The 26,061-nt window shown below is 55.3% G+C and carries 24 protein-coding genes; 14 read left to right on the top strand and 10 right to left on the bottom strand.

From position 1 onward, the window contains the following. Window positions 1-29: 29 nt before the first annotated feature. Together Q8W32_RS11940 and Q8W32_RS11935 are read right to left on the bottom strand one after the other, a co-directional pair. Complete coding sequence (locus Q8W32_RS11940) at window positions 30-1,112, bottom strand: hypothetical protein (protein ID WP_305415093.1); 1,083 nt, start codon at window positions 1,110-1,112, stop codon at window positions 30-32. Between the two features lie 125 nt (window positions 1,113-1,237). Then, on the bottom strand, window positions 1,238-2,386 hold the full coding sequence (locus Q8W32_RS11935; RefSeq protein ID WP_305415092.1) for a 1-acyl-sn-glycerol-3-phosphate acyltransferase: 1,149 nt from the start codon (window positions 2,384-2,386) through the stop codon (window positions 1,238-1,240). Window positions 2,387-2,533: 147 nt separating this feature from the next. Here Q8W32_RS11935 and Q8W32_RS11930 point away from each other — a divergent pair, with 147 nt between their 5' ends. Then, window positions 2,534-2,938 (top strand): hypothetical protein, encoded by a 405-nt coding sequence (locus tag Q8W32_RS11930; protein ID WP_305415091.1) that lies wholly within the window; start codon window positions 2,534-2,536, stop codon window positions 2,936-2,938. Window positions 2,939-2,990: 52 nt separating this feature from the next. Here the strand turns inward: Q8W32_RS11930 and Q8W32_RS11925 are convergent, their stop codons facing one another. Both Q8W32_RS11925 and Q8W32_RS11920 read right to left on the bottom strand, forming a co-directional pair. Next, window positions 2,991-5,090, bottom strand: coding sequence for an ATP-binding protein (locus tag Q8W32_RS11925; RefSeq protein ID WP_305415090.1), 2,100 nt, complete (start codon window positions 5,088-5,090; stop codon window positions 2,991-2,993). 67 nt (window positions 5,091-5,157) lie between these two features. Next, the gene (locus Q8W32_RS11920; RefSeq protein WP_303433287.1) at window positions 5,158-5,703 is read right to left on the bottom strand and encodes a helix-turn-helix domain-containing protein; all 546 of its coding nucleotides are present in this window, start codon (window positions 5,701-5,703) and stop codon (window positions 5,158-5,160) included. Window positions 5,704-5,850: 147 nt separating this feature from the next. Here Q8W32_RS11920 and Q8W32_RS11915 point away from each other — a divergent pair, with 147 nt between their 5' ends. From Q8W32_RS11915 to Q8W32_RS11895, 5 genes are all read left to right on the top strand, one after another. Beyond that, window positions 5,851-7,725 (top strand): response regulator, encoded by a 1,875-nt coding sequence (locus Q8W32_RS11915; protein ID WP_305415089.1) that lies wholly within the window; start codon window positions 5,851-5,853, stop codon window positions 7,723-7,725. 39 nt (window positions 7,726-7,764) lie between these two features. After that, window positions 7,765-8,022 carry a hypothetical protein gene (locus Q8W32_RS11910; protein ID WP_303433285.1) on the top strand — a complete coding sequence of 86 codons (258 nt, stop codon included), beginning with the start codon at window positions 7,765-7,767 and terminating at the stop codon, window positions 8,020-8,022. A 67-nt stretch (window positions 8,023-8,089) separates the two neighbouring features. After that, a complete protein-coding gene (locus Q8W32_RS11905; protein WP_305415088.1) occupies window positions 8,090-10,975 on the top strand; it encodes an insulinase family protein in 2,886 nt (961 codons plus the stop codon). 54 nt (window positions 10,976-11,029) lie between these two features. Beyond that, the gene (locus Q8W32_RS11900) at window positions 11,030-12,502 is read left to right on the top strand and encodes a YdiU family protein (RefSeq protein ID WP_305415087.1); all 1,473 of its coding nucleotides are present in this window, start codon (window positions 11,030-11,032) and stop codon (window positions 12,500-12,502) included. Window positions 12,503-12,724: 222 nt separating this feature from the next. Then, a complete protein-coding gene (locus tag Q8W32_RS11895) occupies window positions 12,725-13,255 on the top strand; it encodes a DUF2796 domain-containing protein (RefSeq protein ID WP_305415086.1) in 531 nt (176 codons plus the stop codon). A gap of 55 nt (window positions 13,256-13,310) precedes the next feature. On the opposite strand, the gene Q8W32_RS11890 is transcribed toward Q8W32_RS11895, so the two are convergent. After that, on the bottom strand, window positions 13,311-13,763 hold the full coding sequence (locus Q8W32_RS11890; protein WP_305415085.1) for a MarR family winged helix-turn-helix transcriptional regulator: 453 nt from the start codon (window positions 13,761-13,763) through the stop codon (window positions 13,311-13,313). Window positions 13,764-13,872: 109 nt separating this feature from the next. Between Q8W32_RS11890 and Q8W32_RS11885 the strand changes: the two genes are divergently transcribed. Beyond that, a complete protein-coding gene (locus tag Q8W32_RS11885; protein ID WP_305415084.1) occupies window positions 13,873-14,361 on the top strand; it encodes a DUF2798 domain-containing protein in 489 nt (162 codons plus the stop codon). A 101-nt stretch (window positions 14,362-14,462) separates the two neighbouring features. Beyond that, a complete protein-coding gene (locus Q8W32_RS11880) occupies window positions 14,463-14,753 on the top strand; it encodes a DUF3861 domain-containing protein (RefSeq protein ID WP_303433279.1) in 291 nt (96 codons plus the stop codon). Here the strand turns inward: Q8W32_RS11880 and Q8W32_RS11875 are convergent. Then, entirely contained in the window at window positions 14,750-15,367 is a 618-nt protein-coding gene (locus Q8W32_RS11875) for a DUF3299 domain-containing protein (RefSeq protein WP_305415083.1), read from the bottom strand. The genes Q8W32_RS11880 and Q8W32_RS11875 overlap by 4 nt on opposite strands. A gap of 78 nt (window positions 15,368-15,445) precedes the next feature. On the opposite strand from Q8W32_RS11875, the gene Q8W32_RS11870 reads away from it, so the two are divergent. The 3 genes from Q8W32_RS11870 (at window position 15,446) to Q8W32_RS11860 (ending at window position 18,529) form a co-directional block, all read left to right on the top strand. Further along, a complete protein-coding gene (locus tag Q8W32_RS11870; protein WP_303433277.1) occupies window positions 15,446-16,123 on the top strand; it encodes an ABC transporter ATP-binding protein in 678 nt (225 codons plus the stop codon). A gap of 1 nt (window position 16,124) precedes the next feature. Further along, window positions 16,125-17,330, top strand: a complete 1,206-nt coding sequence (locus Q8W32_RS11865) for an ABC transporter permease (RefSeq protein WP_305415082.1) — start codon at window positions 16,125-16,127, stop codon at window positions 17,328-17,330. Window positions 17,331-17,584: 254 nt separating this feature from the next. Continuing rightward, a complete protein-coding gene (locus Q8W32_RS11860) occupies window positions 17,585-18,529 on the top strand; it encodes a hypothetical protein (RefSeq protein ID WP_305415081.1) in 945 nt (314 codons plus the stop codon). A gap of 66 nt (window positions 18,530-18,595) precedes the next feature. Here Q8W32_RS11860 and Q8W32_RS11855 read toward each other — a convergent pair whose 3' ends face one another. Further along, window positions 18,596-19,267 carry a DUF1826 domain-containing protein gene (locus Q8W32_RS11855; protein WP_305415079.1) on the bottom strand — a complete coding sequence of 224 codons (672 nt, stop codon included), beginning with the start codon at window positions 19,265-19,267 and terminating at the stop codon, window positions 18,596-18,598. A gap of 2 nt (window positions 19,268-19,269) precedes the next feature. Beyond that, on the bottom strand, window positions 19,270-20,490 hold the full coding sequence (zigA, locus tag Q8W32_RS11850; protein WP_305415077.1) for a zinc metallochaperone GTPase ZigA: 1,221 nt from the start codon (window positions 20,488-20,490) through the stop codon (window positions 19,270-19,272). Between the two features lie 127 nt (window positions 20,491-20,617). Here zigA and Q8W32_RS11845 point away from each other — a divergent pair, with 127 nt between their 5' ends. Together Q8W32_RS11845 and Q8W32_RS11840 are read left to right on the top strand one after the other, a co-directional pair. Next, window positions 20,618-21,853 (top strand): hypothetical protein, encoded by a 1,236-nt coding sequence (locus Q8W32_RS11845; RefSeq protein WP_305415076.1) that lies wholly within the window; start codon window positions 20,618-20,620, stop codon window positions 21,851-21,853. After that, the gene (locus Q8W32_RS11840) at window positions 21,810-24,083 is read left to right on the top strand and encodes a TonB-dependent receptor (protein WP_305415075.1); all 2,274 of its coding nucleotides are present in this window, start codon (window positions 21,810-21,812) and stop codon (window positions 24,081-24,083) included. The genes Q8W32_RS11845 and Q8W32_RS11840 overlap by 44 nt, the downstream gene beginning before the upstream one ends. 117 nt (window positions 24,084-24,200) lie before the next feature. Here Q8W32_RS11840 and Q8W32_RS11835 read toward each other — a convergent pair whose 3' ends face one another. Both Q8W32_RS11835 and Q8W32_RS11830 read right to left on the bottom strand, forming a co-directional pair. After that, complete coding sequence (locus tag Q8W32_RS11835) at window positions 24,201-24,620, bottom strand: YbaN family protein (RefSeq protein ID WP_305415074.1); 420 nt, start codon at window positions 24,618-24,620, stop codon at window positions 24,201-24,203. Then, window positions 24,604-25,200, bottom strand: a complete 597-nt coding sequence (locus tag Q8W32_RS11830) for a biliverdin-producing heme oxygenase (RefSeq protein WP_305415073.1) — start codon at window positions 25,198-25,200, stop codon at window positions 24,604-24,606. The genes Q8W32_RS11835 and Q8W32_RS11830 overlap by 17 nt, the downstream gene beginning before the upstream one ends. 341 nt (window positions 25,201-25,541) lie before the next feature. Here Q8W32_RS11830 and Q8W32_RS11825 point away from each other — a divergent pair, with 341 nt between their 5' ends. Then, window positions 25,542-26,057 carry a sigma-70 family RNA polymerase sigma factor gene (locus Q8W32_RS11825; protein ID WP_303433268.1) on the top strand — a complete coding sequence of 172 codons (516 nt, stop codon included), beginning with the start codon at window positions 25,542-25,544 and terminating at the stop codon, window positions 26,055-26,057. The last annotated feature ends 4 nt before the right edge of the window (window positions 26,058-26,061 follow it).

Genomic DNA, 26,061 nt, shown 5'->3' with positions numbered 1-26,061 from the left:
CCCTGACTAGCCACAGGCCCACCGGGCAATCAGATACCCCAGTTCACATCATCGTCGTCATCGGTACAGTTACTACGGAAAGACGACAGGCTTGATCGGCTGCATTCCAGATCGGTCACCACAATATCAATACCATCGTAATAGCCTTCGATCAGCATCCAGTCATCATCGTCAATGGCATCGTTCAGATCACTACACTGACTGAAACTGCTGCAATCCAGATCCGGGGCGCTGTCGTACAGGTCGATGGAACCGCCACTGCTTTCGGACAGTTCACTGCCACGCACAATCATCTTGAAATCGTAGCTACTGCCGATGCGGTCATCCGGGCTGCTGTCGTCCTCATCCAGTTCAACAGCGGTAATGCTGCCGCCATCACTGGTGGTCACCACCACATCAATATAAGGACGCTCACCCCATACCGGAGTAAAACCGTCGATATCGTCTTCCAGTTGCAGCAGCTCGTATTCATCAGAGCTGTTTACCTTGTACAGCAGACACATGGCGGCATCGGCCAGACCACAGTCACTCTGGAACCAACCGATATACCAGGAGGCATCGCTGTCACCTTCGCACGTGCTGTCAAAGTCGTCTTCGGCGGCAGAGCACAGCACGTATTCCAGCGCAATGGTGCCTTCATCGTCGACACTGAACTCCAGCTGGGTTACATAGCTGTTGGCCACCGCAGCGGTCAGGTCATCACAGGCTTCGTTACAGGCAAAGTCGATCTCGCTGGCCAGCTCCCAGGTGGCGTCATCCAGTTCATACAGAATGCCAACGTCGGTGTATAACGATATGGAGAAGGTATCTTCGCTGTCATCAACCGCTTCGGTAGAAATAATGCTGTTGAAAACATAACTGCTGGGGTCGCCATCATCATCAAACGAGACGGTGACGTAGACTTCATAACGGTTGCCCCAGACGAAGTCATCAAAGCCGCTGAACGATTCCTCGACAACTTCCCAGCTGTCGCTGCTGTCTTCCCGAATGCGGAAGCAAAGCGAGGTGCTATCGGAGTCGCATTGCTCTTTGTAATAATCAACCAGCCGGGTTTCTACCTGGTCATCCCAGGTTCGCCCCAGCTCCAGGCAGCCTGACAGTGCCAGGGCCATAAGCGGCAATATCAACCGTATTATCCAACGCATAGGTTCAAATTCTCTGTCATCGGGTCAGTAACCAACGGAACAACCCGTTCAGTCAGGTTAGAGCGACCCCCGTTACGCCGGGGTCTTAACCATCAACCATCGGCCATATTTTGTTGCAGCAGAATCGGCATGGCGTAACCAGTCAGAACCTGCTTTTGTACGTCTTGTGCTTCGCCTTCAATCCGTTGCCACAAGGTATCCTGGATCTGGCGACTGCTGTCACCGGCCCGGGCCTGCAGATAGCAGGAAAAACGCTGCTGTAACAGGCGCACGGCGGCATGATGCACGGGCAGGATTTCGGTCATATCCCGGATCTGGCGATCAATCGCGGCCGCCATGGTTTCGGCACTGGCAAGATCGTCGTCACTCAGCGGTTGGCCAAAATCCACATGGATCGTGCCTTTCTGGCCCACGATACCGGTCAACAAACTACGGGTATCTTCCCCTTCTTCCTTGCTGTAACTGCCGTATTTCGCCCGAGCCACCAGCTCTCTGGCTTTCATCAGATCACAGGGGTCCCACTCGTATTGAATACACACAGGCACCGGACGCAAGGCCGACAGGGTCTCGGCAAAGGTTTCTTTATGTTCCCGGCCGTTTAATGCCAGCATTTTCAGTACCGCTTTGTCGGTCAGGTCGACGCCGTTTTTGGCGCGGCCTTCCCGCTGGGCAATCCAGACCGATTCACGCTGTGCCAGCGAATAGCGAATATAGCCCGACAATTGCTGCAGTGCCGTCAGCTTTTCGCGTTTATTGGTAATGTTTCGTCGAACAATGAAGGATTTATTAAGCCGCATCACGTCGGCAATATCCGGATGGCTGAGCAAGTTATCACCAATCGCAATGCGACTGGTTGGCCAGCCGGCCTGATACAACGAGTAGTTGATCAGCGTTGGGTCCATGGCAATATCGCGATGATTGGAAATCCAGAGATGCCCCTGATCCGGAGGCATGCTATCCAGCCCCCGTACCACAACGTCGGTGGTGGTTTTGGCCAGTAACCGCTCGACCCAGCCTTCCATCCACATCTGGAAGTCGTGCACGGTATTCACATTCGCCAACTGGCGATCAAGCAGGTAGCGCGCCACTGGCAGCAGCCACTCCCGCAACCAGTGCGGCAACATGGGCAGGCGGTATTTCAACAGCGCCCGGTGCAAGGTGTCGGATTGACTCACTCGCTCAAGTACAGCGGCAACTTCATCATCCTGGTAGGGGCGGATATCAGCGTAACGATCAGGCATTGGCTTATCTGGATTCAACAATGAAAGGCGCGGGGATGATGCCTGAACAAAGTGTTTCTGTTAAGGCACATTGCCGGATGTGGTACCGTTAAGCCCATAAAATTTCAGCTCAGTACACCGTACTGACGATTTTTGAGGAGATACCCGATGATTGAGCAGTGGCAACCGGCTTCCAGCCAAACCGGCACACCGGATTCCGACACGCTGCAGCAATTGCTTGCGGCTCTACCCACAGCCCAGGAAGCCACGGTCATTAACAGCGATCAACTGGACGCCGGGGCGCTGAAAACCGTGCAATCCTGGATCAAGCTGGATGAGGCGGCCTGGCAAGCGGCCCTGACGGCAATGGACACCGATCAGTTACTGCCACTGGCGGCTTTTTTTGCCAGCGCTGAACAACAATTGGAAGGCTGGCACTGCGGCAGCAGCAACCCGGCGATCTGGATCTTCCGTTATCTGAAAAAACAGGGTACCCCCGCCAGCAAGGAACAGGTCCGGGCGATCAAGGCTCTGACGGATAACCGCTATATCCCTCACGGCAGCGCACTCTGATACCAGGTCAGCCAACGCGGCCGGAGCAATCTCCCGGAAGTACAAACCGGCGTTACGAATCCGGCGTTACCGCTGCCGGCCCCAGGTCGTTGTTCGACAGTGCCAGGAACATGGGCAACTCCCGGCGCAGATCTTCCAGCCGGACGGGCTTGGCCAGATAACCATTCATACCGGCGGCTTCGCACTCTTCTTTCCGGTCAACCATCACATCAGCAGACAATGCCACAATCAGTACCGCCGGAAGCTGCTGTTGCTGCTCACGCTGGCGAATTTCGCGACAGGCGGCGAGGCCGTCCAATACCGGCATATGACAGTCCATCAGGATCAGATCGAACTCTCCGCTGGCGCTTTTTTCCACGGCTTCGCGGCCATTGTTGGCCAATGTGACAACGCAGCCGAGGTGTATCAGCATCTGGGAGGCGACCTTTTGGTTGACACCATTGTCTTCTGCCAACAGTACCCGACAGTTTTTCAGCAGGGTGTTTTCTTCAGCAATCGCGATCCCCGTTCCCTGATAACGATTGGTGCGGGTAATCATCAATTGTGGTCGGGCGGGCTGCTGTAACAAACGTCCCAACAAATCACGCAGGTTGCTCTGACTGATTGGCCAGTCCCAGTGTGCACCCACACCTTGCGCCAGCAGTTCATCACGCCCCGTGGTCAGTACATCCATGGAGGACAGGGCCAGTCGTATCGGTGTGTCGGCCAGCAGTTGACGCAGATAATCGTCACCTTCTTGCCAGGTGCGGTAGGCCATCACCAGAATGGTGGGTTGTGTTTCCTCCAAGGCAAGCAGCAAATCCGAGACCCGGTCAAACTCCCGGTACACCATGCCCAGTTGACGAGCAATGGACATCAGCAAGGTACGGTTCACTTGCAGCTCATCACAGACCCACAGGGTTTGTTCGCCCAACAGCGGAATCGCACCGTCGTTTTCCATCGCGGTTACAGCGACCGGCAAGGTCACGTCGAACCAGAAATTGGAACCGACACCAGGGGTGCTGACGACCCCGACATGCCCCCCCATCAGCTGGGCCAGCCGCCGACAGATGCTTAACCCCAGCCCGGTACCACCGGCTTCAACTGAAATCCGGCCATGCACAAAGCTGTATTCCTCAAACAGAGCCACCACTTTGCTGGCGCTAATACCAATACCGGAATCCTCAACCGAAAATCTCAACTGCACTTCACTCACCATGTTGCGGACTTTGACCACCCGCAGCAATACATGGCCGGACTCGGTGAATTTGATGGCGTTATTAAGATAATTCATCAGTACCTGACGAATCCGTACCGGATCGCCGATCAACTGCGAGGGCAGTTTTTCATCCACAAACGATTGCATCACCAGCTGTTTTTCCTGTGCCCGGCAAGACACCATCTCCAACAGGCTTTGTACCAATTCCGGCAGGTCGAATACTTCAGCTTCAATGCTGAGCTTGCCCGCATCGATTTTCGAAATATCGAGAATATCATTGATAATGGCCAGCAAATGCTCGGATGAGCTTTGGATAACCCGTTGAAATCCGCGCTGTTCTTCGTCGAGGTGGGTCTGTTCCATCAACGACACCATCCCCAGCAGGCCGGTCATCGGGGTGCGGATCTCGTGGCTCATATTGGCGAGGAAACGGCTCTTGGCCAGGTTGGAACGGTCGGCATAATCGCGGCTTTTCTCCAGCGACTGCCGTTGCCGGACCAGGTCTGATATATCATGAAAATACACCAGGGCTTCATCATCGTTTTGTGGATCGGCGGCTGTCTGTAGCTGCCAGCAATAAACCGGCCCCGAGGCTGATAGCACTTCCATCGTCATCTCTGCGCCGCTGGCATGTTTGTCCAGCACCTTGCGCAGAATCGCCAGCCAGGCTTCCCGATCGGACAAGGGAAGCCAGTTGGTCAGTTTTTTACCGCGACTCAAGGTTTGTCCAGCCAGAGTCCGGTTGGCCTCCAGCACGACGCCATCGGCATCGACGCGCACCAGCACATTGGGGGATTGCACCCACCACTGTTGCAGTTGTTGATTACACTGGGTCAGGTCATCCAGCTGTTGGTGCATACGGCTTTTTGCTCGCAGCAGCAACACCACCGCCAGTACCAACAGAACCAGGATGACCCATAATGCGATGTTGTTTTCTGAAAAAATATCTGCCATAGCCACCTTATTGAGCTATTGAGCCCTCCTTGCAAGCAGAACCAGCCCTTATCCGGTACACCCTGGGCTAGCATGAAGAGTCATTCATATTCAGCAACTCAACGAAACGCTTCTGCTCTGTTGGCCAACACAGTCGGTGCCAGCCGTCATGGCTGTCATTCTCTGTGATATTGGCCCCTGCCACTATACACAATACTGCTTGCGACACGTTTTCGCGGCGAATCCTATCGACAGCAGCTATCCATACTTCACTGGAAAGCACCATAGCAGCCGGTATCTGCTCTGCATAGCAATAGCCAAACTGCATCGCATCAACAGCCACCTGTGGATCCCATCCCGCCCGCCGGGCGGCTGAAGCCAGTTCCGCCGCCATCACTTCCGATTCTGCCAGGATCAGCAAGCCGCGGCTTTGATCCTGCAACTCATTCGGCACAGGCATCTCGTTACTCTGCAAAAACCGGACAAACCCGGCCACAGGAACACGATTATCACCTCGTCCCGGCAATTTGTAAGCCTCCAGATGACCGCGCTCGATCCAGCGGATAACCGTTCTGAAGTTGACGCCACAATATTTCGCCACTTCACCGGTCGTCAGTACCTGTTTTCCTCTCACAACATCACCCAACCAATAAATACATTGGTTTCAGTATAGATAGCCTTTGGCCATTGCAAGACTGAAACAGTATGCTGTCGCCAAGGCACCGGAGCGTGATAGTAGAAAGTGCACTCTTACACGATCGGCCCCAGGAAAGGAATAACGATGACGTTCAAGGTATTATTGGTTGGTAACGCAGCCGGTATTTTGCACTCAATTTCCAGATTACTACTCAGTGAACACATCGCAGTACAGACCACAACCGGTACAGCAGAAGCGCTTGATTATCTGGCCAGCTACCCAGTACACGTACTGATTATTGATTCCCAGACACCAGAGCTGGATGAACTGTCACTGTGCCAGCAAGCACGGCAGATCAGCCCTGGCAGCTATCGCATCCTGCTGACCAACCAACTGGATTCAGCGCGGCTGCGACAGGCACGCCAGCAAGGTGCCATCCATAAACTGATTGCCACACCCTGGAATAACCTGGTTCTGATACGTGATATTATCGAGGGTGCGCGACAGGCCAACCTGATGCAGCAGGCTCATTCTCTGCAGTCCGCCCTCAATACCCAGCAGCCCGTATTACTGACAGATCGCAACTGGGTTATTCGCCTTGCCAACCAACCAATCTGTGATGCCCTGCAGGTAAACGAAGAGCAACTGCTCGGCCGCAACCTGTTTACTGGCACGATAAGCCACATGCCGGTCGCTCTGGAAGCAGAGATCACCCGTCAAACCGAAGCCAACCAAACCTGGCTGGGTTACTTTAACCTGATAGTCCAGCAACGTCGTATCCAGCCCACCTGGATGGCGATAACCTCGATCAGTGATGACTTCCGGCTCTGTATCTGCAGCCTGCTCGATAGCGTGACCGAACGACACACCAATCCCGACAGCGACACCCAGCGTTATGCCGGTCTGCACCAGCTGAATCAGATGGAGAGCTATCTGACCCAGTCCGATGGCATCACCTGTATCCTGCTGATCAGTTTCGATCCGGATCAGGTCTTTGATACTGGCTTGAGCCGCCTCTGTTATGAGCGCATTGCCGAAGCCACTACCTCACCGTCACCGATCTTCCAGCCAGCACATCATCTGTTTCTGGTTCCTGTTATCGCCGACCCTGCCAACCCCTGTACCCAGGGCCTGTGCCAAGCCATCGCCCAGGGGTTCCGCCAGCCGCTGTCGCATCAAGGGCAAGCCGTCATGCTCAGCCCCGACATTAATTGCAGCTGGGGACAATCAACACAACACACACCGGACGCAGCAACATCACTCAAACATATCCGCCAGCATCTGGGGCTGGAAGGCCCCGACACCCCATCCCTCGAACAAGTACAACCGTACAAATCGGCTCTGTCCGCCACGACCTTGCCAACGCAACAGCGCCAGCAAAGTGATTTTCACGCTACCCCTATATTCGATTCCCAAGGCGCACTCGCCGGACTGGAGCTGCTGCCCGAATATATGGCCAAGCCCGATCTGTGTCACCGCTGGCTGGAAGATATGCACATCACCTGGCAGCAACATTTCCTCCAGCCTATGTACGTTATTCTCCGTGTCGCCGACCTTACCGATCACTGCAGGCAACACCTGACCAGCTGCCTGGCCGCATGGCCCCAGCAGGCCGGAAAGCCAGCCCCGGTCTGGTGTATTGTTCTGCCATGGACGCCAGAAGAGCCAACCCCCAGGCTGGAGGAGGCATTGCGGCAACTGGATATACGGCTGATATTCGAAATCACGGACCCTCAACATCAACAACGCCTGCCTGGCTATCAGAGCCTATCGGCCATGGATGTGGACGGTTTCAGCCTGCCTCCCTGCATGATCTCCCATGCCCGCCAGGCGTTACATCAAGGCCAGCCCTTACTGCAGCGGCTGCAGCAGGATGGCCTCATTATCTATGCCCATGGCATCGACTCGACCGAAGCACTGGCGGCAGCACATCAAAGCGGTATCGACTGGATGAGTGGTGATGCCCTGTCACGTAAAGTGAACGCCGCCCAACTGTACTGGTTTGCCATCAATGACTGATTTCTCATGTATGATGAGCGGCTAATCGGAGGAACCCCTGTGAACAAAGACCAAGCCTATCACCAGATTGCTCTGGCCTGCCTGAAATCCCTGCGCAACACCAGCGCCAGCAGCTCGGATGCCATCTCCGAGCTATACGGCACCATTGATGCTGCTTTCCAGCAACAATTTGCTCTGGTACTAACGGAACTGGAAGACAGCCGCGCGCGTCTTAACCGCATTAGTGAGCTGGATCCCGGCACCAGCACATTGGGCGATGCCCAGGCGATTGCCCAAAGCCGGGGCACATCACACTGACCACGGGCCTGAAGTCAGACTTCAGGCAACTCACCCAGATTGACCGCGACTTGTAGTAGGAGCAGGTATGTTATCGCCCCGTTACTGGATTTTTATTGTTATTGTTCTGGCCGCCATCGGATATTCCATGCTCAAACCCGCTTCTGCTCCACCGTCTGCCGTCGTCTCTGACTGCAATGACGCCACTCCCTGGAACTGCCGGGAAGACGGGGACACCAGTCCTATTGTCAGCCCGTCAGACCCGTTCAAGTATGAATACGTCCAGCTCGACAATGGCCTGCGTGTCCTGCTGGTATCCACGCCCGGTACCGACAAGGCCGCCGCCGCCATGACCGTCGCCACCGGCAGTGGTGACGACCCTGACGGTCGCGAAGGTCTGGCGCACTTCCTGGAGCACATGCTGTTCCTGGGCACCGAGCCTTACCCGGAAGCGGGTGAATACCAGGCCTTTATCAGCCGCCACGGTGGCAGCCACAATGCCTTCACCGCTCACCAGCAAACCACCTACTTTTTCTCTATCGACAACGACGCCATGAGTGGTGCGCTGGATCGTTTTGCGCCATTTTTTATCTCCCCAAGCTTTGACGAAGCCTATGTCGATCGTGAGAAAAACGCCGTTCATGCCGAATACAGCGCCAAGATAAAAGACGATTTCCGCCGTATTTTCTCGGCTGAAAAACAGGCCATGAACCCGGCCCACCCTTATGCTGGTTTTGCGACCGGCAATCTCGACACCCTGTCAGATCGCCCTGACCGCAAAATTCGTGATGACCTGATCGAGTTTTACCAACAGCATTACAGCGCCGACCAGATGACCCTGGTACTGGCAGGCAACTACCCGCTACAACAGCTGCAGGACTGGGCCAAAAACCACTTCAGCGCCGTCCCCAAGCGCGATATCCAGCTCGCCGACTCACGGCCGCCGATGTTTGTACCGGAACAGTTACCGCTCGACGTCAATATCGAGCCGGTGAAAGAAATCCGCCGATTACAATTTACCTTCCCGATGCCAGAAACCCAGTCGCTGTATCAATACAAACCGCTGCAGCTACTGTCCAACCTGATTGGCCATGAAGGCGAAGGCAGCATCCTCGCCTTATTGAAAGAAAAAGGCTGGGCTGAAGGCCTCAGTGCCGGACGCTCCATCAGCACCCGGTTTGAATCCAACCTGGTCGTCCAGATTGAGCTGACCCGCAGCGGCCTGCTGCATGTCGACAACATCACGCAAATACTCGAACACTACGTTGACCTGCTGAAAGCGCAGCCGATTCCTGCCTACCTGATGACCGAACAGCAGCAACTGAGCGAAATGTCATTCCGCTTCCAGCAACACGGCCGCCTGTCAGACTACGCCGTACGCCTGAGCAGCAATCTGCAGGTTTACCCGCCCGAACAAGTGATCCATGGTGATTATTTATGGCGGCCTATCGCGCAACCCGAACTTGCTCCTTTCCTCGATGCACTGAACATGGATAACGTCTTGCGTACCCTGATTGCCCCTGGCGTTACCACCGAGATGGTCGACCCCTGGTACAACACCCCGATGCGTATTCGTCCATCCAACTATCGCGCAACCGACGTCGCGACCGATGGTCTTGAGCAGCTTCACCTGCCAGCGCCCAACCCCTTTATCCCGCAAGACTTCAGCCTCAACAGCGAGGCAGAACAAACCGTACCCGAAATACTGATCGACCAGCCCGGACAACAGCTCTGGTATTACCCGGAACACGAGTTCCTGCAACCACGCAGCCGCATTACCCTGGAGCTGCAACACGCCGATATCGCCACCCCGCGCGGTATGGTATTGGCCCAGCTGTATACCCGCGCCGTGAATGAAGCCCTGAACACCTACAGTTACCCGGCACATCTGGCCGGACTGAGCTATGGCCTCAGTGCCAACACTCGCGGTCTGCAACTGATGCTGTCCGGCTACCAGGATAAACTGCCCGAGCTGCTCAAACGGGTACTCGAAGGCATGCAACAGGTCAATATCAGCGATGACCAGTTCCAGCGCTATCAAGCCTCGCTGCAGCGTAATCTGGAAAACCAGCTCAAGGCCAAGCCCTACGAACGCGGCATCGCCGAGCTGAAACGCCAGATTTACTCCCCCAGCTTTAACGAACAGCAACTGCTGGCTGAACTGGGCTCCGTCAGTCGCGCCGATGTCGCAGCCTTCGCCAACGCCCTGAAAGGCCAGACCGCCACCCGTATGTACATCCACGGCAGCATGAGCAAGGCCGACGCCGAAGCCGTCGCCCACCAGGTAGCCGAAGTCTACCCGGCCAATCCGGAGCAACAGTCCGAGCTGTCCGTACTCAAGCTCCCGGCGGGTAAATTCCAGCAGTCGCTCGATCTCGATCACAAAGACAAGGTCATGGTGCTGTACCTGCAGGGACAAGACACCAGCGATCACAACCGTGCCCGCATCGCCCTGCTCGGCCAGATGATCAGCGCCCCGTATTACCAGTACATGCGCACCGAACAGCAGCTGGGTTACATCGTCTTTGCCACCGTTTATCCACAGCGCAGCGTGCCCGGACTGGTCTTTATCGTACAATCACCGGAGCACTCCCCCAGCGACCTGCTCAACCACAGCCAGACCTTCTGGAACAGCTATCAAGACTCGCTGGCCAATATGAGTGATGATGAATTTGCCGCCTTCAAAGACGGCCTGATCAACCTGTTGCTGCAACCGGCTCGCAACATGAGCGAAAAAGCCGACCTGTTCTGGCGTGATATTGACCTGCAGCGCACCGGTTTTGATACCAGCCGCGCCATTGCCAGCGAAGTCGAATCCCTGACACTGGCAGAAATCCAGGCGCTGTATCAGCGCCTGATTTTACAGGCTGAGGTTCCTTGGTTACTGTTTACCCAGGGCGACCCTGTGCCAGACTGGCAACCCATCAACCGCCTGCCGCGTGAGCAAATGACACCGTTTGAACTGCCGCGCTAACCGGTACACCACACGAGGCCTGGCCATTCTGGCCAGCGCCTGGGGGAGAACATCATGAAAACCTGGCAAAATCTGGACGAACTGACTCTGACCAACCATTACGCCGACCTGCCGGCATCCTGGTATCACGCCATCGAACCAACTCCCTTGCCGAACCCCCGCATTATCAGCGTTAACTCGATGGTCGCCGAACAACTTCAGATCAACCCCTGCAGCCTCGACCCACAAGCGCTGGCAGACTGGCTCGGTGGCCACACCTTGCCACCAGGCGCCAAACCACTGGCCATGAAATACAGCGGCCACCAGTTTGGCGTCTACAACCCGCAACTGGGTGATGGCCGCGGTCTACTGCTGGGCGAACTGCCCGTCGATGGCGACTACTGGGACCTGCATCTCAAGGGTGCCGGGCAAACCCGCTACTCCCGCATGGGCGATGGCCGGGCGGTCTTACGCTCCAGCCTGCGGGAATACCTGATTGGCGAAGCACTTACACACCTCGGCATCCCCTCTACCCGGGCCTTGGCGGTCTGTGTCAGCAGCCAGAAGATCCAGCGCGAACGGGTCGAACTGGCGGCAACAATCTTACGGGTCAGCCGTTGCCATATCCGTTTTGGTCACTTCGAACACCTGTATTACACCCGCCAGTTTGATGGCCTGAAACAACTGGCCGACTATTGCCTCGCCCGGTATTACCCCGACTGCCAATCGGCCGAAAAACCTTACCTGGCCATGTTTCTGCAAATCAGCCAACGCAGCGCCGAGATGGTCGCCGGTTGGCAAGCCTATGGTTTTTTGCACGGCGTAATGAATACCGACAACATGTCGATTCTGGGCGAAACCTTTGATCACGGCCCTTTTGCGTTTATCGATCGCTGGCAAGAAAACGCCGTCTATAACCACACCGACCAGGAAGGCCGTTACGCCTTCGACCAGCAGCCCGGTATTATCCAATGGAACCTGTCTGCACTGGGGCAGGCACTGACACCACTGGTGCCAATCGACGACCTGAAAGACGCACTGGAACAGTTCACTGGTTATTATGAAACAGCCTATCGGCAACGCATGTCTGCCCGCCTCGGACTGGCGACTCCCCAGCCAGGGGATGACGAGCTGATTCAACGCTGGCGCAACCTGCTGGCCCAGCATCAGGCTGATTACAACCCGCTCTACCGGGCCTTGTCAGAAGCCCAGCAAGATGACGAAGGCCAACCCGGTCTGAACCATCTCGACCTCGCCCCCTGGCAAATCATGCTCAACGACTGGCTGCCGCAATACCGCCAACGGCTGCAACAGGAAAGCCGTCATGCCGCCGACCGGCGCAGCGCCATGCTGGCCGTTAACCCGGCCTATACCCTGCGTACCCATGTTGCCCAGCACCTGATCGATCGTGCTGAAGAAGGGGATTACCAGCCGCTCAATGACTGGCTCGCCATTTTGCAGAACCCGTTTGATGAACACCCTGGTTTTGAGCAATGGCGTCGTGCCCCGGACACCAAAGGACTGGTGATGTTGAGCTGCTCGTCGTAAAGCGCAACCAGTGGTGAGTGGTAATAGCCGCTAGGCCGTGATGCTGCTGGGCCGTGCTGACCCAGCCAATCAGACGACGATCACCTTAAAAACCGGCGCATTAAAAAACGTGTAAAAGAACCTATAAAAAGACGAATAAAAGGACAGCGGGATTTAAAGGATTAGGAGTTATCCACCCTGTGGTTTTGTTATACCATAACAAAACCACAGGAGAGCCAACCCATGAAACCACACCTACATTATGCCGCCGGGATACTGCTGACCACCGCCTGGCTGACGCACGCAGCCCCCGCCCACCAACATGGCGTCGCGACCCTGCAAGTCGCCCTGTCCGACACCAGGCTGCAAGTTGAATTACATTCACCCTTGATGAACCTCGCCGGATTTGAAGGTCGCGCCAATACCGAAGAGCAGCGCCAGGCTCTGGCTAACGTCAAGCAGCGTTTTACTTCGGAAATGATTCAGGCTCCTCAGTGCCAGTTGCAACAGGCGTCGTTTGATTGGCCAGACCATGACGGGCATGACCACGATGAGCATGACCATGATGAACATGACCACGACGAACACGGCCATAGCGATCTGACCGTCGTCTGGGACTTCCAATGCCCCTCAACCGGAGCCATCACCCTGGACTCCCAACTGATCACCACTTTCCCCGGTATCGAAACACTGCAGCTGCTGTGGATAACCGAACAGCAACAAGGCGCAGACAGCTTCGATAGCGACCAACCCATCCTGCTGCCACGGCCCTGAATCCGGCTACCCGCCTGATCATCAGCTGACGCCATCGTCCTCGGTGGCTCTGGTGTCAGCTTTGCTCCTCACCCTGAAAATTACCAGCCATCAAGCGAGCAAGCCGCTGGAATTCAGCCCTCTCTGAGGGCTGAAGACCTTTGGTCATGCGCTGCACAATGCATTCATCCATACGATTGAGCTCCTCCACAACCGCAACCCCTCTCTCGGTCGTCAGCAGGTACTGACTGCGTTTGTCATTGGGGTTGGGCGCTTTACTGATCAGCTCTTGATCTATCAGAGCATTAATCAGCCGCGTTACCTGAGCCTTGTCCCGCCCCAGAAAGCTGGCAATATCAATCGCCGTGCAAGGCTGTTTTCTGTCAATAATCTTGATCACCCGGAGGTGCATCGGTGTGACTTCCAGATCGAGTTGTTCTGCCTGCTGGTGCAGCTGGCGTTTTACGGCGAGCATCAGATGGAAAAGACTCTCCAATAAATATTCTTCCGACAAATGTTCTTCTGACACCAGAAAACTCCTGACAAGCAGCTAAAAAGTAGTTGACAAAATCAACCAAAAACCAATATGGTTGCTATTATCAACTACATTAAAACCGGCTTCAAGCCAGGAGACCACCATGAATACACGAACGGCACCCGACTCTCTGGCAGCAGTACCTGAAAAAACGCTCCTGCTGTACAAGATACTGACAGTCCTGGCCATCATGAGTGTGATTGGCGGCTCACTGACAGCGGTCATGACCTATATGAACGTCGGTTATTCCGATGACTTTCTGGCCGCCTGGCGAGGGGCTTTTCTCTCAGCGCTGGTCATTATGCCAGTAGGTATTCTGCTGATGGGCTTGGTCAGCAAGCTGATTGGGCTATGGCTGCCCAACAAGACGGAATTAACACGCAACCTGCTCGCCGGAAGCATCATGGCCTGCCTGATGGAATCCATCCTGGCCTTCAGTACTGCTGTCAATACGACTGGTTTTGCGGATAACGAAGCATTGCTGCATGGCTGGCTCGACGGTTTTCTCGCCGCCCTGCCTTTGGGGCTGGTATTGATGTTGATGATGTCGCTGACGATCAAACCCAAACTTGAACGCTTTCTGAAAAGCTAGATCTGGCATCCGACCCGGCCACAAGCCCTGAACCATCAGGGCTGCCATCGACAACCACAATTCAACTCGTGTTTATTCATCTGTTCATCGGAATCATGACCATGAAAGCAGCGCACCAGTACCGTATACGCATTGATCACATCAGCCCGGACGGTTCAGACACCGCCGGACAAGCGTTCGAATTTACCTTTGCCAGCCATGATGAGTTGTTGACGATTATCGACACACTGCAGCACCGATCCGATATCAGCCCGCAACAAGCAGCGCCTTTGGGGCTGGGCATCAAGCTGTTTGGCAGCGTCATGATGAAACATCGCTCCGAGCCACTGTTTGCCGACCTTTGGCCGCACTTTTCAGGCTTTATGAAAAATCTGAAAAAGCAACCACGCTAGTCATAATACAACTCGCGCTTTTCCAACTGGAGAGAATAGGCCGACTGGCCCAGACCATTGACGTTTTGCTCCAGGAACAGAACACCTTCCAGCCAGACCGGGTCGTAAATCGATTCCAGCACAAATCCATCTTCCACCTCGACATGGACAATCTGGTTCGGTGGTGGGGGTGGGACATGAATACAGGCACCAAAAAACGGTACCAGGAAAAATTCGATCACCCGTTGTTGGTCATCAAAATTGATCGGCACAATAAAACCCGGTATCCGTACCCTGACACCATTCAACTCTGCACGCGTGCGGGTCGACTCCAGTGCTGCCTGATAACGCTGCATCTGGGCGGCGTCTTCCAGTGAGGTGTCGCTGGTAATCTGGCTGGCCAGTCCGCTTGCCATATCATCTGCCGCCGATCCTTCCACAATACCGTCGAGTATCGCCGGGCGATCCATCAAGGCTGCCAAATCATCCTCGGGCAGCAGATCGATCCACTCCACTTCGCGGAGCTCCTGGCTAACGGCTTGCACCACGGGTGTTGCAGAAGCGGGAGATGAATCAGAGCACCCAGCCATAAAGAGCAGTAATAGCAAACTGCCGGATAACAAACCTGTATTCATAGTCAGTACTCAGTACTCTGAAGAATTAATGCTCTTTGCTTGTTACTATATAACAAACCACAAACCCCAGAGAAACCTATGCTGGCAATTGAGTTACGGGACGTTGAATTCCACTACCCATCCGCCCCGCCAGAGCATGCTTTACACATTCCCCATTGGCAGGTTGATCATGGCCAACGACTGTTTTTGCACGGTCGTTCTGGCAGCGGTAAAACCACGCTATTGCGTCTGTTAACCGGCATGATGTTACCGCAACAAGGCCAGATACGCATCCTGGGAGAAGACATCCAGACCATGTCGGCTTCGCAGCGGGACAGTTTCCGGGCACGCCATATTGGCCAGATTTCGCAGCAGTTTTATCTGCTGCCGTATTTGTCCGTTGCTGACAATATTCGCCTGGCGGCGGTACTGGCCAAAAAATCCAGCGCCGCGCTGGATAACAACATTTACCAGTTGCTAGAAAAACTGGACATGCCCGCCAACCTGTTCCATCAGACCGCAGGCCGTCTCAGTCAAGGCCAACAACAACGGGTAGCCATAGCCCGCGCCTTGATCAACCAGCCACCGCTGCTGTTTGCCGATGAACCCACCTCGGCGCTGGATGAAGATTCTGCCGCTGCTTTTATTCGCTTGTTACTGCAAAACCTGACCCCCGACACCACCCTGATCATGATCAGCCACGACCACCGACAGGCCGACTGGTTTGATCAATCGGTTGCCTTGCAGGATCTTACTGTCGTTAGAGAGGATATTTGAGATGTTATGGCGTATTGCTCGCTTGAGCCTCTGGCATCGGCGCATCACCATCGGCCTGATTGTGTTGGCACTGACCCTGGCGTTTGCCGTCTTGCTGGCGGTAGAACATATTCGCCACGAGGTGCGCGATACCTTTACCGGCACCGTCTCCGGGGTGGATCTGATCGTGGGTGCCCGTACCGGCTCCAGCAACCTGCTGCTGTACTCCCTGTTTGGTATCGGCAGCCCGACCCGCAACATGAGCTGGGACAGTGTTGAAACAATCCGGCAACAGCCTGCGGTTGATTGGGTCGTGCCCTTGTCAATGGGAGATTCTCATCGAGGCTTTCGCGTACTGGCCACCAGCAGTGACTTTTTCACACACTTTCATTATGGCCAGAAACATCCGCTACAGTGGCAGCACGGGCAAGGCTTTGCCACGGCCAGCGATGTGGTCATTGGCTCATCGGTGGCGCAACAACTGGGCTATGACCTCGGCGACAGTCTGGTGCTGGCTCATGGCCAGGGGCGAACCAGTTTCAGCCGCCATACCGACCATCCGTTTACCATTACCGGGGTGCTGCAACCCACCGGCACTCCCATTGACCAGACCTTGCTGATTGGCCTTGATGCCATGGACCTGATTCATGGTGGCAAACCGGGCGCACACCCTGAGTCCATCAGCGCCCTGCTGGTTGGCCTCAACAGCCGCATCCAGACCTTTACCTTGCAACGCCAGATCAACGAATTTGACGACGAAGCCCTGCTGGCTATTTTGCCTGGCGTCGAATTGTCCTTGCTGTGGGAAAACCTGGGCTGGATCGAAACCAGCTTGAGGTCGATTGCCGCGCTGGTGTTGCTGTCGTCCATGCTGGGCATGATTACCCTGCTGCTGGTGTCAATCCAGCAACGGCAACAGGAGCTTGGCACGCTACGTTCACTGGGGGCTGGCCCCTGGTTCGTATTTGCGCTGATTGAAATCGAAGTATTGCTGATTACCGCCAGCGCCTTGCTGTTGGCATTGCTGACAACCCAGCTGGGCCTGCTGGCCGCTGGTCAATGGCTGGCTCATATCACAGGTATCCAGCTGACCTTGCTGAAAATCAATGCCCGGTTACTGGGCTGGCTGGGATTGTTGCTGCTGATTTCCCTGCTCGCGGCGGTGATACCGGCCTGGCTTGCCAGTCGTCGTTCCTTGCTGCAGCAGTTACACAGTGAGTCGCATTAACAGAGGAAACGGATAATTCTCCGGGCGGTTGGTGGCAAGCCATCACCGCCCGTGCCCATCGAACAACCGGACCACCGGTATCCACAAACTGCCACCCACAAACCGGTATTCGCAAACCACTATTCATGCCAGCCAAGTACTTGCCAGAACACAATACAATGCTGGTATCTTCGTCTTGCGTGGCTATTTCTGGCACCTATCTATCTATCGAACCAAGCCGCGGCGTTATTACAAACCATATCATGGACATCAAAATGCACATCAAACACCCGTTAGTTATTATTTTTTCATTGGCCAGTCTGAGTGGCTGCGCTACCGCAGACACCTATTCCGGCTCCGGCACTGTCATTCAGGGCGCAGCCACGGTCGAGCAGAACAACCTGTTTAGCTGCGAACGAGGCCATTCACGCCTGTCTCCGGTTGGTATCAAGTCCAGCGGTCAAAAACAGTTCGTTGTGCCCGCCGAAGTCCAGTATGACGAGCGCTACTTTGCTGCCGATCTTTATAATGAATGTTCCGGCGTCACACCGCGTTCATTGGCCGAGCTGTCCGTTGAGGATGTGGCCGTTGTCAGCATTGATCCGGACGGCGAGGTCGTGACCGGTTATATTTTTGCCGACAACTATTTTGAACTCTATGTGAATGGCCAACTGGTGGCGGTTGATCCGGTGCCCTTTACCCCCTTTAACGCCAATATCGTTCGCTTCAAGGTCAGCAAACCCTATGAGCTTGCGATCAAGCTGGTCGATTGGGAAGAACATGCCGGACTCGGCAGTGAGAGCAATCGTGGCAAACCCTTTCATCCCGGGGATGGCGGATTTATTGCCAGCTTTTCCGATGGTACCCTCACCGGCCCCGACTGGTATGCCCAGACTTACTACACAGCACCGGTTTTTGATCTGAGCTGCCTTGAAGAGATCGGCTCCCGCCGTGTATCAGAACGCTGCAGCACCGCTAGCAGGGATAACGCCCGTGGCGCCTATTCTGTCCACTGGGATATCCCAACCGATTGGCAAACCAGCCAGGAATATCGGACATGGCCCGCGGCAACCACCTATTCCGAAGACGAAATAGGGGTAAACAACAAAAAAGCCTATATGAATTTCCGCGAGATATTTGGCGCAGCGGGAGCCAGCTTTATCTGGTCTGACAATGTCGTGCTGGATAACCTGGTGCTGTTGCGGCATCGCGTCGAGTAAGCACCCGGTTGCCCCTACATTGCCACCAGGCCCCCAATCAACCCCTGCTTCCGCAGGGGTTAACGCTCAGGCAGCGGCAAAATCGATACTGAAAAACAACCGGCTATCGCCTTCGCTCACCACGGGAGAGCGGTGGATCAGACCTCGTCCTTCGTTACCTTCCCAGCCTTCACCCTTGAGCAGCGCCATATCGCCGCACGACAACTGCTGGATCGCTTCGGGTATCTGGCATGGGTCGCGGGGATTACCTCCCAATGCCTGCCGGTCAGCGCCGTATTCGGCCAGCCATTCCGTACCCGGGCCATACAAGCTGGCTACCAAGCGCGCTGGCACATGGTCGACATGGAAGCGGGGGCACATGGCCTGCTGCAACGACACCAGACGAATATACATCGCCGGAGGCTCAAACAGCGCCGCAAAAATGCCAATATGCTGGCTCAACCAGCGGGCCAGTACATCGGCGTGCTGCAAGGTGGTCGGCAAGCTGCTGTTCAGCCCTTGCACCAGCTCCGCTTCGGTACCCGATAACGCCAGCCGGAAACCCGGCTGGGTCAGTGCCAGATACTGACAATCCGCTCGTAACTGTTGTCGCTCCAGCTCAGAAAAGCCTTCATGTGCCGACTCAGGCAGAATGGCGATATTGATGTCCGCTTCATACAGACGCTGCAGTTCGACAATATGGTCCACGGTCAGGCTGCGCAGCAGCGGTGTTTCGGTTTCCGGGGTTCTGTCTGCCACTATCATCCGCCAAACTCCCACTCAGGAAAGGGATCATCCATCAGGCTCCACAGCTGTCGACCGGCGGCCAGCTCCTCATCGTTCAACAAACAGGCATCCAGCTCGGCTCGTACTGTTTCTTCTGCCATTCCCTGACCAATAAACACCAGCTCCTGACGCATATCACCAAACGGTTCAACCCAGTATTCACTGATAAAATCCAGAAACTCATCATCCTCTGGCCAGTCTTGCTGCGGGATTGATTTCCAGAAACGCCCGGCACCGCCGTGATGGGCAATGCCCCCGGCCTGGCTCCACTGACCGGCAAACTCAGGCCGGCTGGCCAACCAGAAATATCCTTTTGAACGCACCAGCCGGCCCTGTCGAGCAGTCCAGTCCTGATGCAAAAAATCATAAAACTTGCGCGGGTGAAACGGCCGTCTGGCCCGATAGGCAAACGAGGCGATGCCGTATTCTTCGGTTTCCGGCACATGTTCGCCACGTAACTCCTTGAGCCAGCCCGGAGCCTGACTGGCCTGGTCAAAATCAAAAGCGCCGGTACCCAATACCGCTTCCAGAGGCACCTGGCCATGCTGGATCGGAATCTTGTCCGCCTCTGGATTCAGTGCGTCCAGAATGCCAAGCAGACGCTGTAATTGCTCGCCATCAACCAGATCGGTTTTGCTGATCAGGATACGGTTACAGAATTCGACCTGATCCACTAACAGATCGGCCACGTTACGCTCATCGTCTTCACCGAGCGATTCGCCACTTTCCTGCAAACCTTTGGCAGCATCGTAGTCTTGCAGGAAGTTCACCGCATCGACCACCGTTACCAGAGTATCGAGACGCGCCACATCAGCCAGCGAACGGCCGTCTTCATCGGCAAAGGTAAAGGTCTCAGCCACCGGTAACGGCTCGGAAATACCCGTGGATTCAATCAGCAGATAATCAAAGCGGCCTTCTTCCGCCAGCTTGCGAATTTCAATCAACAGGTCTTCGCGCAGCGTGCAGCAAATGCAGCCATTACTCATTTCGACCAGCTTTTCTTCAGCGCGATTCAGGCTCACTTGCTGGCCTACCGCCATGGCATCGATATTGATTTCACTCATATCATTGACGATCACGGCAACGCGTAAATTATCGCGATTATTCAAAATATGATTCAGCACCGTCGTTTTACCGGCCCCCAGAAAACCGGACAACAAGGTGACCGGTAACGGCTCAAAGTGCTTTGCAGACATAGTGGTGTTCCTCTTCATCAGGCAAGAGAACGCCCGCCGACCGCTAAATTTGCTGTCAGTTCTTGACGCTTCCCGCCGTTGTTATGTTATAACAACGCAAAATTTAAACAACCAAGGACTTCAATCCATGTTTGCTCAGCGGAATCGCAAGATACTTTTTCTGGCTATCACCAGTGCGCTGCTCAGTGCCTGTGGCAGCTCGGATGACAGCTCATCCAGTTCAGATGACCACGACCACAGCGATGAATACGGCCAGCGTCTGGTCATGGCTGAACAGACCAGCCAGGATATTTCCGTATATGATCGGGATGAAGCCAGCGTCAGTTTGGTTGGTCAGGCAGCGGCCACAGCCGGACAACTGTTAAAATCCGATGATGGCCTGAGCGCTGCTCTGGTTACGGCTTCTGGCGTGCAATTTATCAGCAGTGGTCTGGACACTGAGCCAGAAACTGACCCCGTCTTTCTGGATGCCCTGACCGTCACGCAAGATGACCCACAAATGGTCATGACAGAAAACCACTTTGCCCTGCTGCAAAACGGCGTTACCGAATTCTACCCGGCTGAAGACCTGACAAGCGCCAGCGGCCCGGAAGAAGACTTTACTCTGGTTGATATTACCCAGACCTTTCCGGCACTGATTCTGGATGAAGGCGAAAGCCTGTATGCCGCCTTCTATAACAATCAGGTGCACCTTTACAGCGACGGCGAGATACTGAGCAGCCATACCTGTACATCACCTTCTGCCGCCATGCAGAACGACGAACTGGTATTGATCCAGTGTGATGAAGCCTTGCGTTACGTGGTCGTGGACGAAGACGACAGCGACGTCCATACCGCCTACAGCGGCACTACCTTCACCGGCGAAACCGTCAGCGGCTGGAACAGCGGTGGTGACTATATCTTGCTGTACAGCACCGATAGCAACACCGTTTCGATGGTTTATCCTCACGGCGACCACACCCACAGCAGCGATCCCGGGTTCAGCCTGGAAGAAGGCCAGAACATTTGTGCTGCTGCCCTCAACGACGAAGCAACTGCCGTTATCGCGGTATATGACGACGCCACTGCCGAAGTGCTTGACCTGAGTGATAGCGGTCTGGACCCAGCCAGTATCAGCCTCAGCGAAGTCGATAGCGCCAGCTTCAGCTGCGATGATATACAATTGGCTGCTGGCAGCTCGGCCTTCATGATCACCGATAACAGCGGCGGTCATCTGTACACGGTTGACTCCCATGACGGTGGTGCCTGGCATTTACATGGCAGTGCACTGGCACTCTCCAGCGGCATTGCAATCCAGTCTACCGTGATGCTGGAAGCGGATGACGACGACGAAGATGATGACGACGACGACCATGACCATTAACAGGCGAGGCACCACCGGAAACGGTGGCGCCTCGGCAGATACCTCTGCCAACCCTCCCCGGACCCGCAAGCGGTCGGGGGGTGTATTACCACGGCCAATGGCAACCGCTATTGGCTTGCCATTACTAATACTCGCCACCCTGTCCCACGCAGAGACGACAAGCGCCGATACAGGCGCTTCAGACAACACAGAAAGCAACCAGGAAGACTGGCTCGACCTCGAAGAAATTCGCGTCACTGCCCCGGAACAAACCCCATCCGAAGCCGCCACCCAGGTTCTCGATCAACAGTCGATTCAGGGTAACCGCAGCCAGTCACTGGGGGCCTTGCTGGAGTCCATGCCCGGCGTCAGCAACGCCTCGTTTGGCCAGGGCGTTGCCCGTCCGGTCGTACGCGGATTATCCGGCAACCGGGTACAAATCCTGACCAATGGCGCAGACAGCGCGGATCTCTCCGCCATGAGTTCCGACCATGCCCCAATGGCCGACCTCGCCGCTGCAAACCAGGTTGAGCTGGTGCGAGGTCCGGCTGCTTTTCGCTTCGGCAGCGGTATCCTTGGCGGCATTGTTAACGTCCAGGACCAGCGTATTCACGACACCGAACTGGATGGCATCAACGGTGAAGTCACTCTGGGATATTCCAGCAATGATCAGGGCTGGACTCGTATTGCCCGGCTTGATGCCGGTAATGGCCAAACCATTGTGCATATCGATGGCTTTGACCGTGAAGGCAATAATTATCATGCAGGTGCGAATGGTGCACAGAGCGGCGACCGCACTGGCGAAATTCTCAACAGCGACACCAGCAGCCAGGGCATGGCACTGGGCCTGAGCCGGATCTTCGACAATTACGGCTACATTGGTCTCAGTATCAGCAACCTCAGCAGCGACTACGCCGTCCCTAACGAAGACAACGATGACACCCGGGTCGCTCCCGACCAGACGCGCTACGACCTGCGCGCAGAACTCCCCCTCAATAGCAGTTGGGCCGAGGCCTGGCGATTACAACTGGGCTGGAGTGATTACGAACACGATGAATTGACAGACGACCTGGTGGTCGGCTTGTTTATTCAGGAATTCCGGGAATGGCGCACCGAACTGGACTACCAGACCGAGTCAGGCTGGGTCGGCACCCTGGGTATCGGCAGCAACCAGCGTAATTTTGAACTGTGCCATGACCATTCCGGTTGCGAACAGATTGCCGACCACAGTGATGAAGATTGGGATGGCACCCAAGGGTCTGACTTCACTCTCTACGAAGGCTATGAATTTGCCCACGACACGCCCATGCCGGCGACCGTCAATCGCGATATCATCGGTTTCTGGCATGCCGACCAACAGCTGATCTTTGGCCAACTGTCTCTCGGTGGCCGTATTGAACAACGCCAGATTGAGGCAGATGAAACCGTTATCAGTGCCAGCTTCCGCCAGGATGAGTCGTATTACAAAACCCGTCAGTACACACCCGTGTCACTGTCCGCCAGCCTCACTTACGACCTGAACGACGTCAGCCAGATGATCGCCACGCTCTCACGCCTGCAGCGGGCACCCACCACCGACGAGCTGTACTGGAATGGTGACCATCATGCCACTTTCTCCTTTCAGCTGGATAACCCCGACCTCAAGCTGGAAACCGCCCGGGCGCTGGATATCAGCTGGCAAAGTTACCCCGATGCCGACGCCAGCCAATGGCGTATCAGTGGTTACTTTTACGACTATCAGGACTACATCTATAACGACCTGAAAGAGTTTACCGACCCTTACCACGGCAACCGGGTGTACCGTCATGAACAGACCGATGCCCGCCTGGCCGGTGTCGATGCCACCTGGGTACACCCGATCAACGAGCAATGGGGGCTGGATATGGGAGCTTCCCTGACCCGCGGCTGGCTGGTGCAATCTGGCGACGACCTGCCACGTATGCCAGCAGACAACCTGATGCTGGCCATCAATCACCAGCACAACACCACCCGGCTACGAGCTGAAGTGTTCTACCACGCTCGTCAGACACGCGTCACCGCGGCAGAAACCATCAGCCCGGACTGGTATCAGCTAAATCTCTCCGCACGGACAGAAATCCGGTTTGCCAACCAAACGTTGCGACTGGATGCCCAACTGCGCAACCTCACCGACCAATACGGCGAACAGCACACCTCCTATCTCAAGGAGTACGCTCCCGTCATGGGACGTAACCTGTTGCTGGAACTGCAATGGCCCTTTGGTAATGGCTAACATGAGAGAGGGTAAATACGAGAGTGGATGATTAAAACAGGGCGTGGAGACACGCCCTGCCAACTGCCCGGCTGTTGGACTGTTGAATGCTGGCATCGAAACCCTGGATCCTGTTGGCTAATCGGTCTTGACCGCCGACAACGGCTCCGGCCGACGCCATAACCAGATCAGCACCAGCGCCATACTGGTATCTGCCAGAACAATAATCCAGATCGGCAGATGCAGCAGACACATCACCAACGCCGATAAGAACATACTGACCGTCGCTGCATACTTGGCAGAACGAGGCATAGAGCCACCATCCCGCCAGTTACGTATCAATGGCCCGGTCAGATGATGCGACTCCAGCCAGACTGAAAACCGGGCAGAACTGCGCGCGGCCGCCCAGGCCGCGATCAGAACAAATACCGTAGTCGGCAACCCCGGTACAAACACCCCGATAACGCCCAGCGCCAGACTGGCAGCAGCCAGCATCATCAACAGCAAACGCAATGGCGCTGTTACCATGGTGTGTTTCGGGTCAGGCCGAGATGCCATACGCGTTACGCAATTCAACGGCAAAACAGGTAAACGCTGCCTGAGCCGCTTCCCCTAACTGACGTTCTTCTTCTTCGCTCATCGGTAGCTCATTCACCAGTGCAGTAAAGGCTTTCCAATGCCTGGCGCGGCCTTCTGGTGATGCCGCCAGATGGCGAGCACCAAACTCATCCGATAACCCCAAAGACTCCGATGCCTTCTTGCGCAACACCGCCGCCCCCAACGTCGACCCCTCCGACACAAACAACCAGCCCAACACCTGAGCCGTCGTCAGATCATCGGCATTCATCACATCGGCCTGTGGGACTTCCTGCCCCAGATCCTTCAAGTCCGCCGCTGCGGCTGGCAGACGGCTGCGGTCTTCCAAATCAGGGAGCAGTGATTTCAGCGTCGGATTACGGTACAAATCCGCAATCTTCTGCTGAAACTGATACTGAACACAGACCCAGATAGCAAAGTTTTCGCGGGTAGCAAATGGATTGCCCTCAGCCACCAACCGGTGCAGCTGCTGATGCTGGGCATCGGTAAGTACTTCAAGTTGCTTGGTGCGGCTACGTTCCGCCGTACTGGTGTTTGTCATGCTGTTCTCCTTACGCTGTTTGAGGGCCTTGGCTTGTCTGATCTCATCTGATTTGTCGGCCAATAGAATGGCCACTGGTAGCCCAGAGTGAGCACCGGATTAAATAGATGTCCCCAAGTATTTATGCTGCATGGCAACATTTTTGCCACGCTGTACTTACCAAGACGTACAAGTCTGGGGAGAGGGCAAAAAAAACGCTGACAATGTGACGCAGACAGACAGGGAGTTCTCGCCGCCAAGCCATTCATTCTGCCCAAACTCAGAATCATGCTTGAAATAATCAGTCCCTTATAGATAATGAGAACAATTATCATCAAGTGTTTTCTGATGCGAGGCCGGGAATGCAGAGTACGACAAGCGAACGCGAAGCACTGAGCCTGCTATACACCAACCATCACCATTGGCTGCGCAACTGGCTAAACCAGAGAATGGGCAGCTCCGAACGGGCTGCCGACCTCGCTCACGACACCTTTATCCGGGTACTGCTGAACCACTCACAGCTCCACTCCTTGCGCGAGCCCAGAGCGTACCTGAAAACCATCGCCAGCCGATTGCTGATCGATGACAGTCGTAAACGCCGGGTAGAACAAGCCTGGATCGAAGCCTGGACAGAATTCAATCAGGAAGATGCCTGCAGTTGCTCCGCCGAAACCCAGGCCGAAGTGACCGAACTACTCACCGCCCTGGTCCGCATGCTGGAAGGGTTGCCAGAAAAAGTACGTAATGCGTTTATCTGGAGCCGCCTGGAAGGGCTGACGTACGCCGATATAGCACAACGCCTGAACGTCTCCCACAGTAGCGTCAAACAGTACATCGCCAGTGCCATGCTGCACTGTTACGACCTGCTGGAAAACTGAGCCA

It is taken from the genome of Oceanobacter sp. 3_MG-2023, assembly GCF_030688925.1.
Classification (GTDB): Bacteria; Pseudomonadota; Gammaproteobacteria; order Pseudomonadales; family Oceanobacteraceae; genus Oceanobacter.
This window is presented reverse-complemented; position numbering and strand designations above follow the sequence as displayed.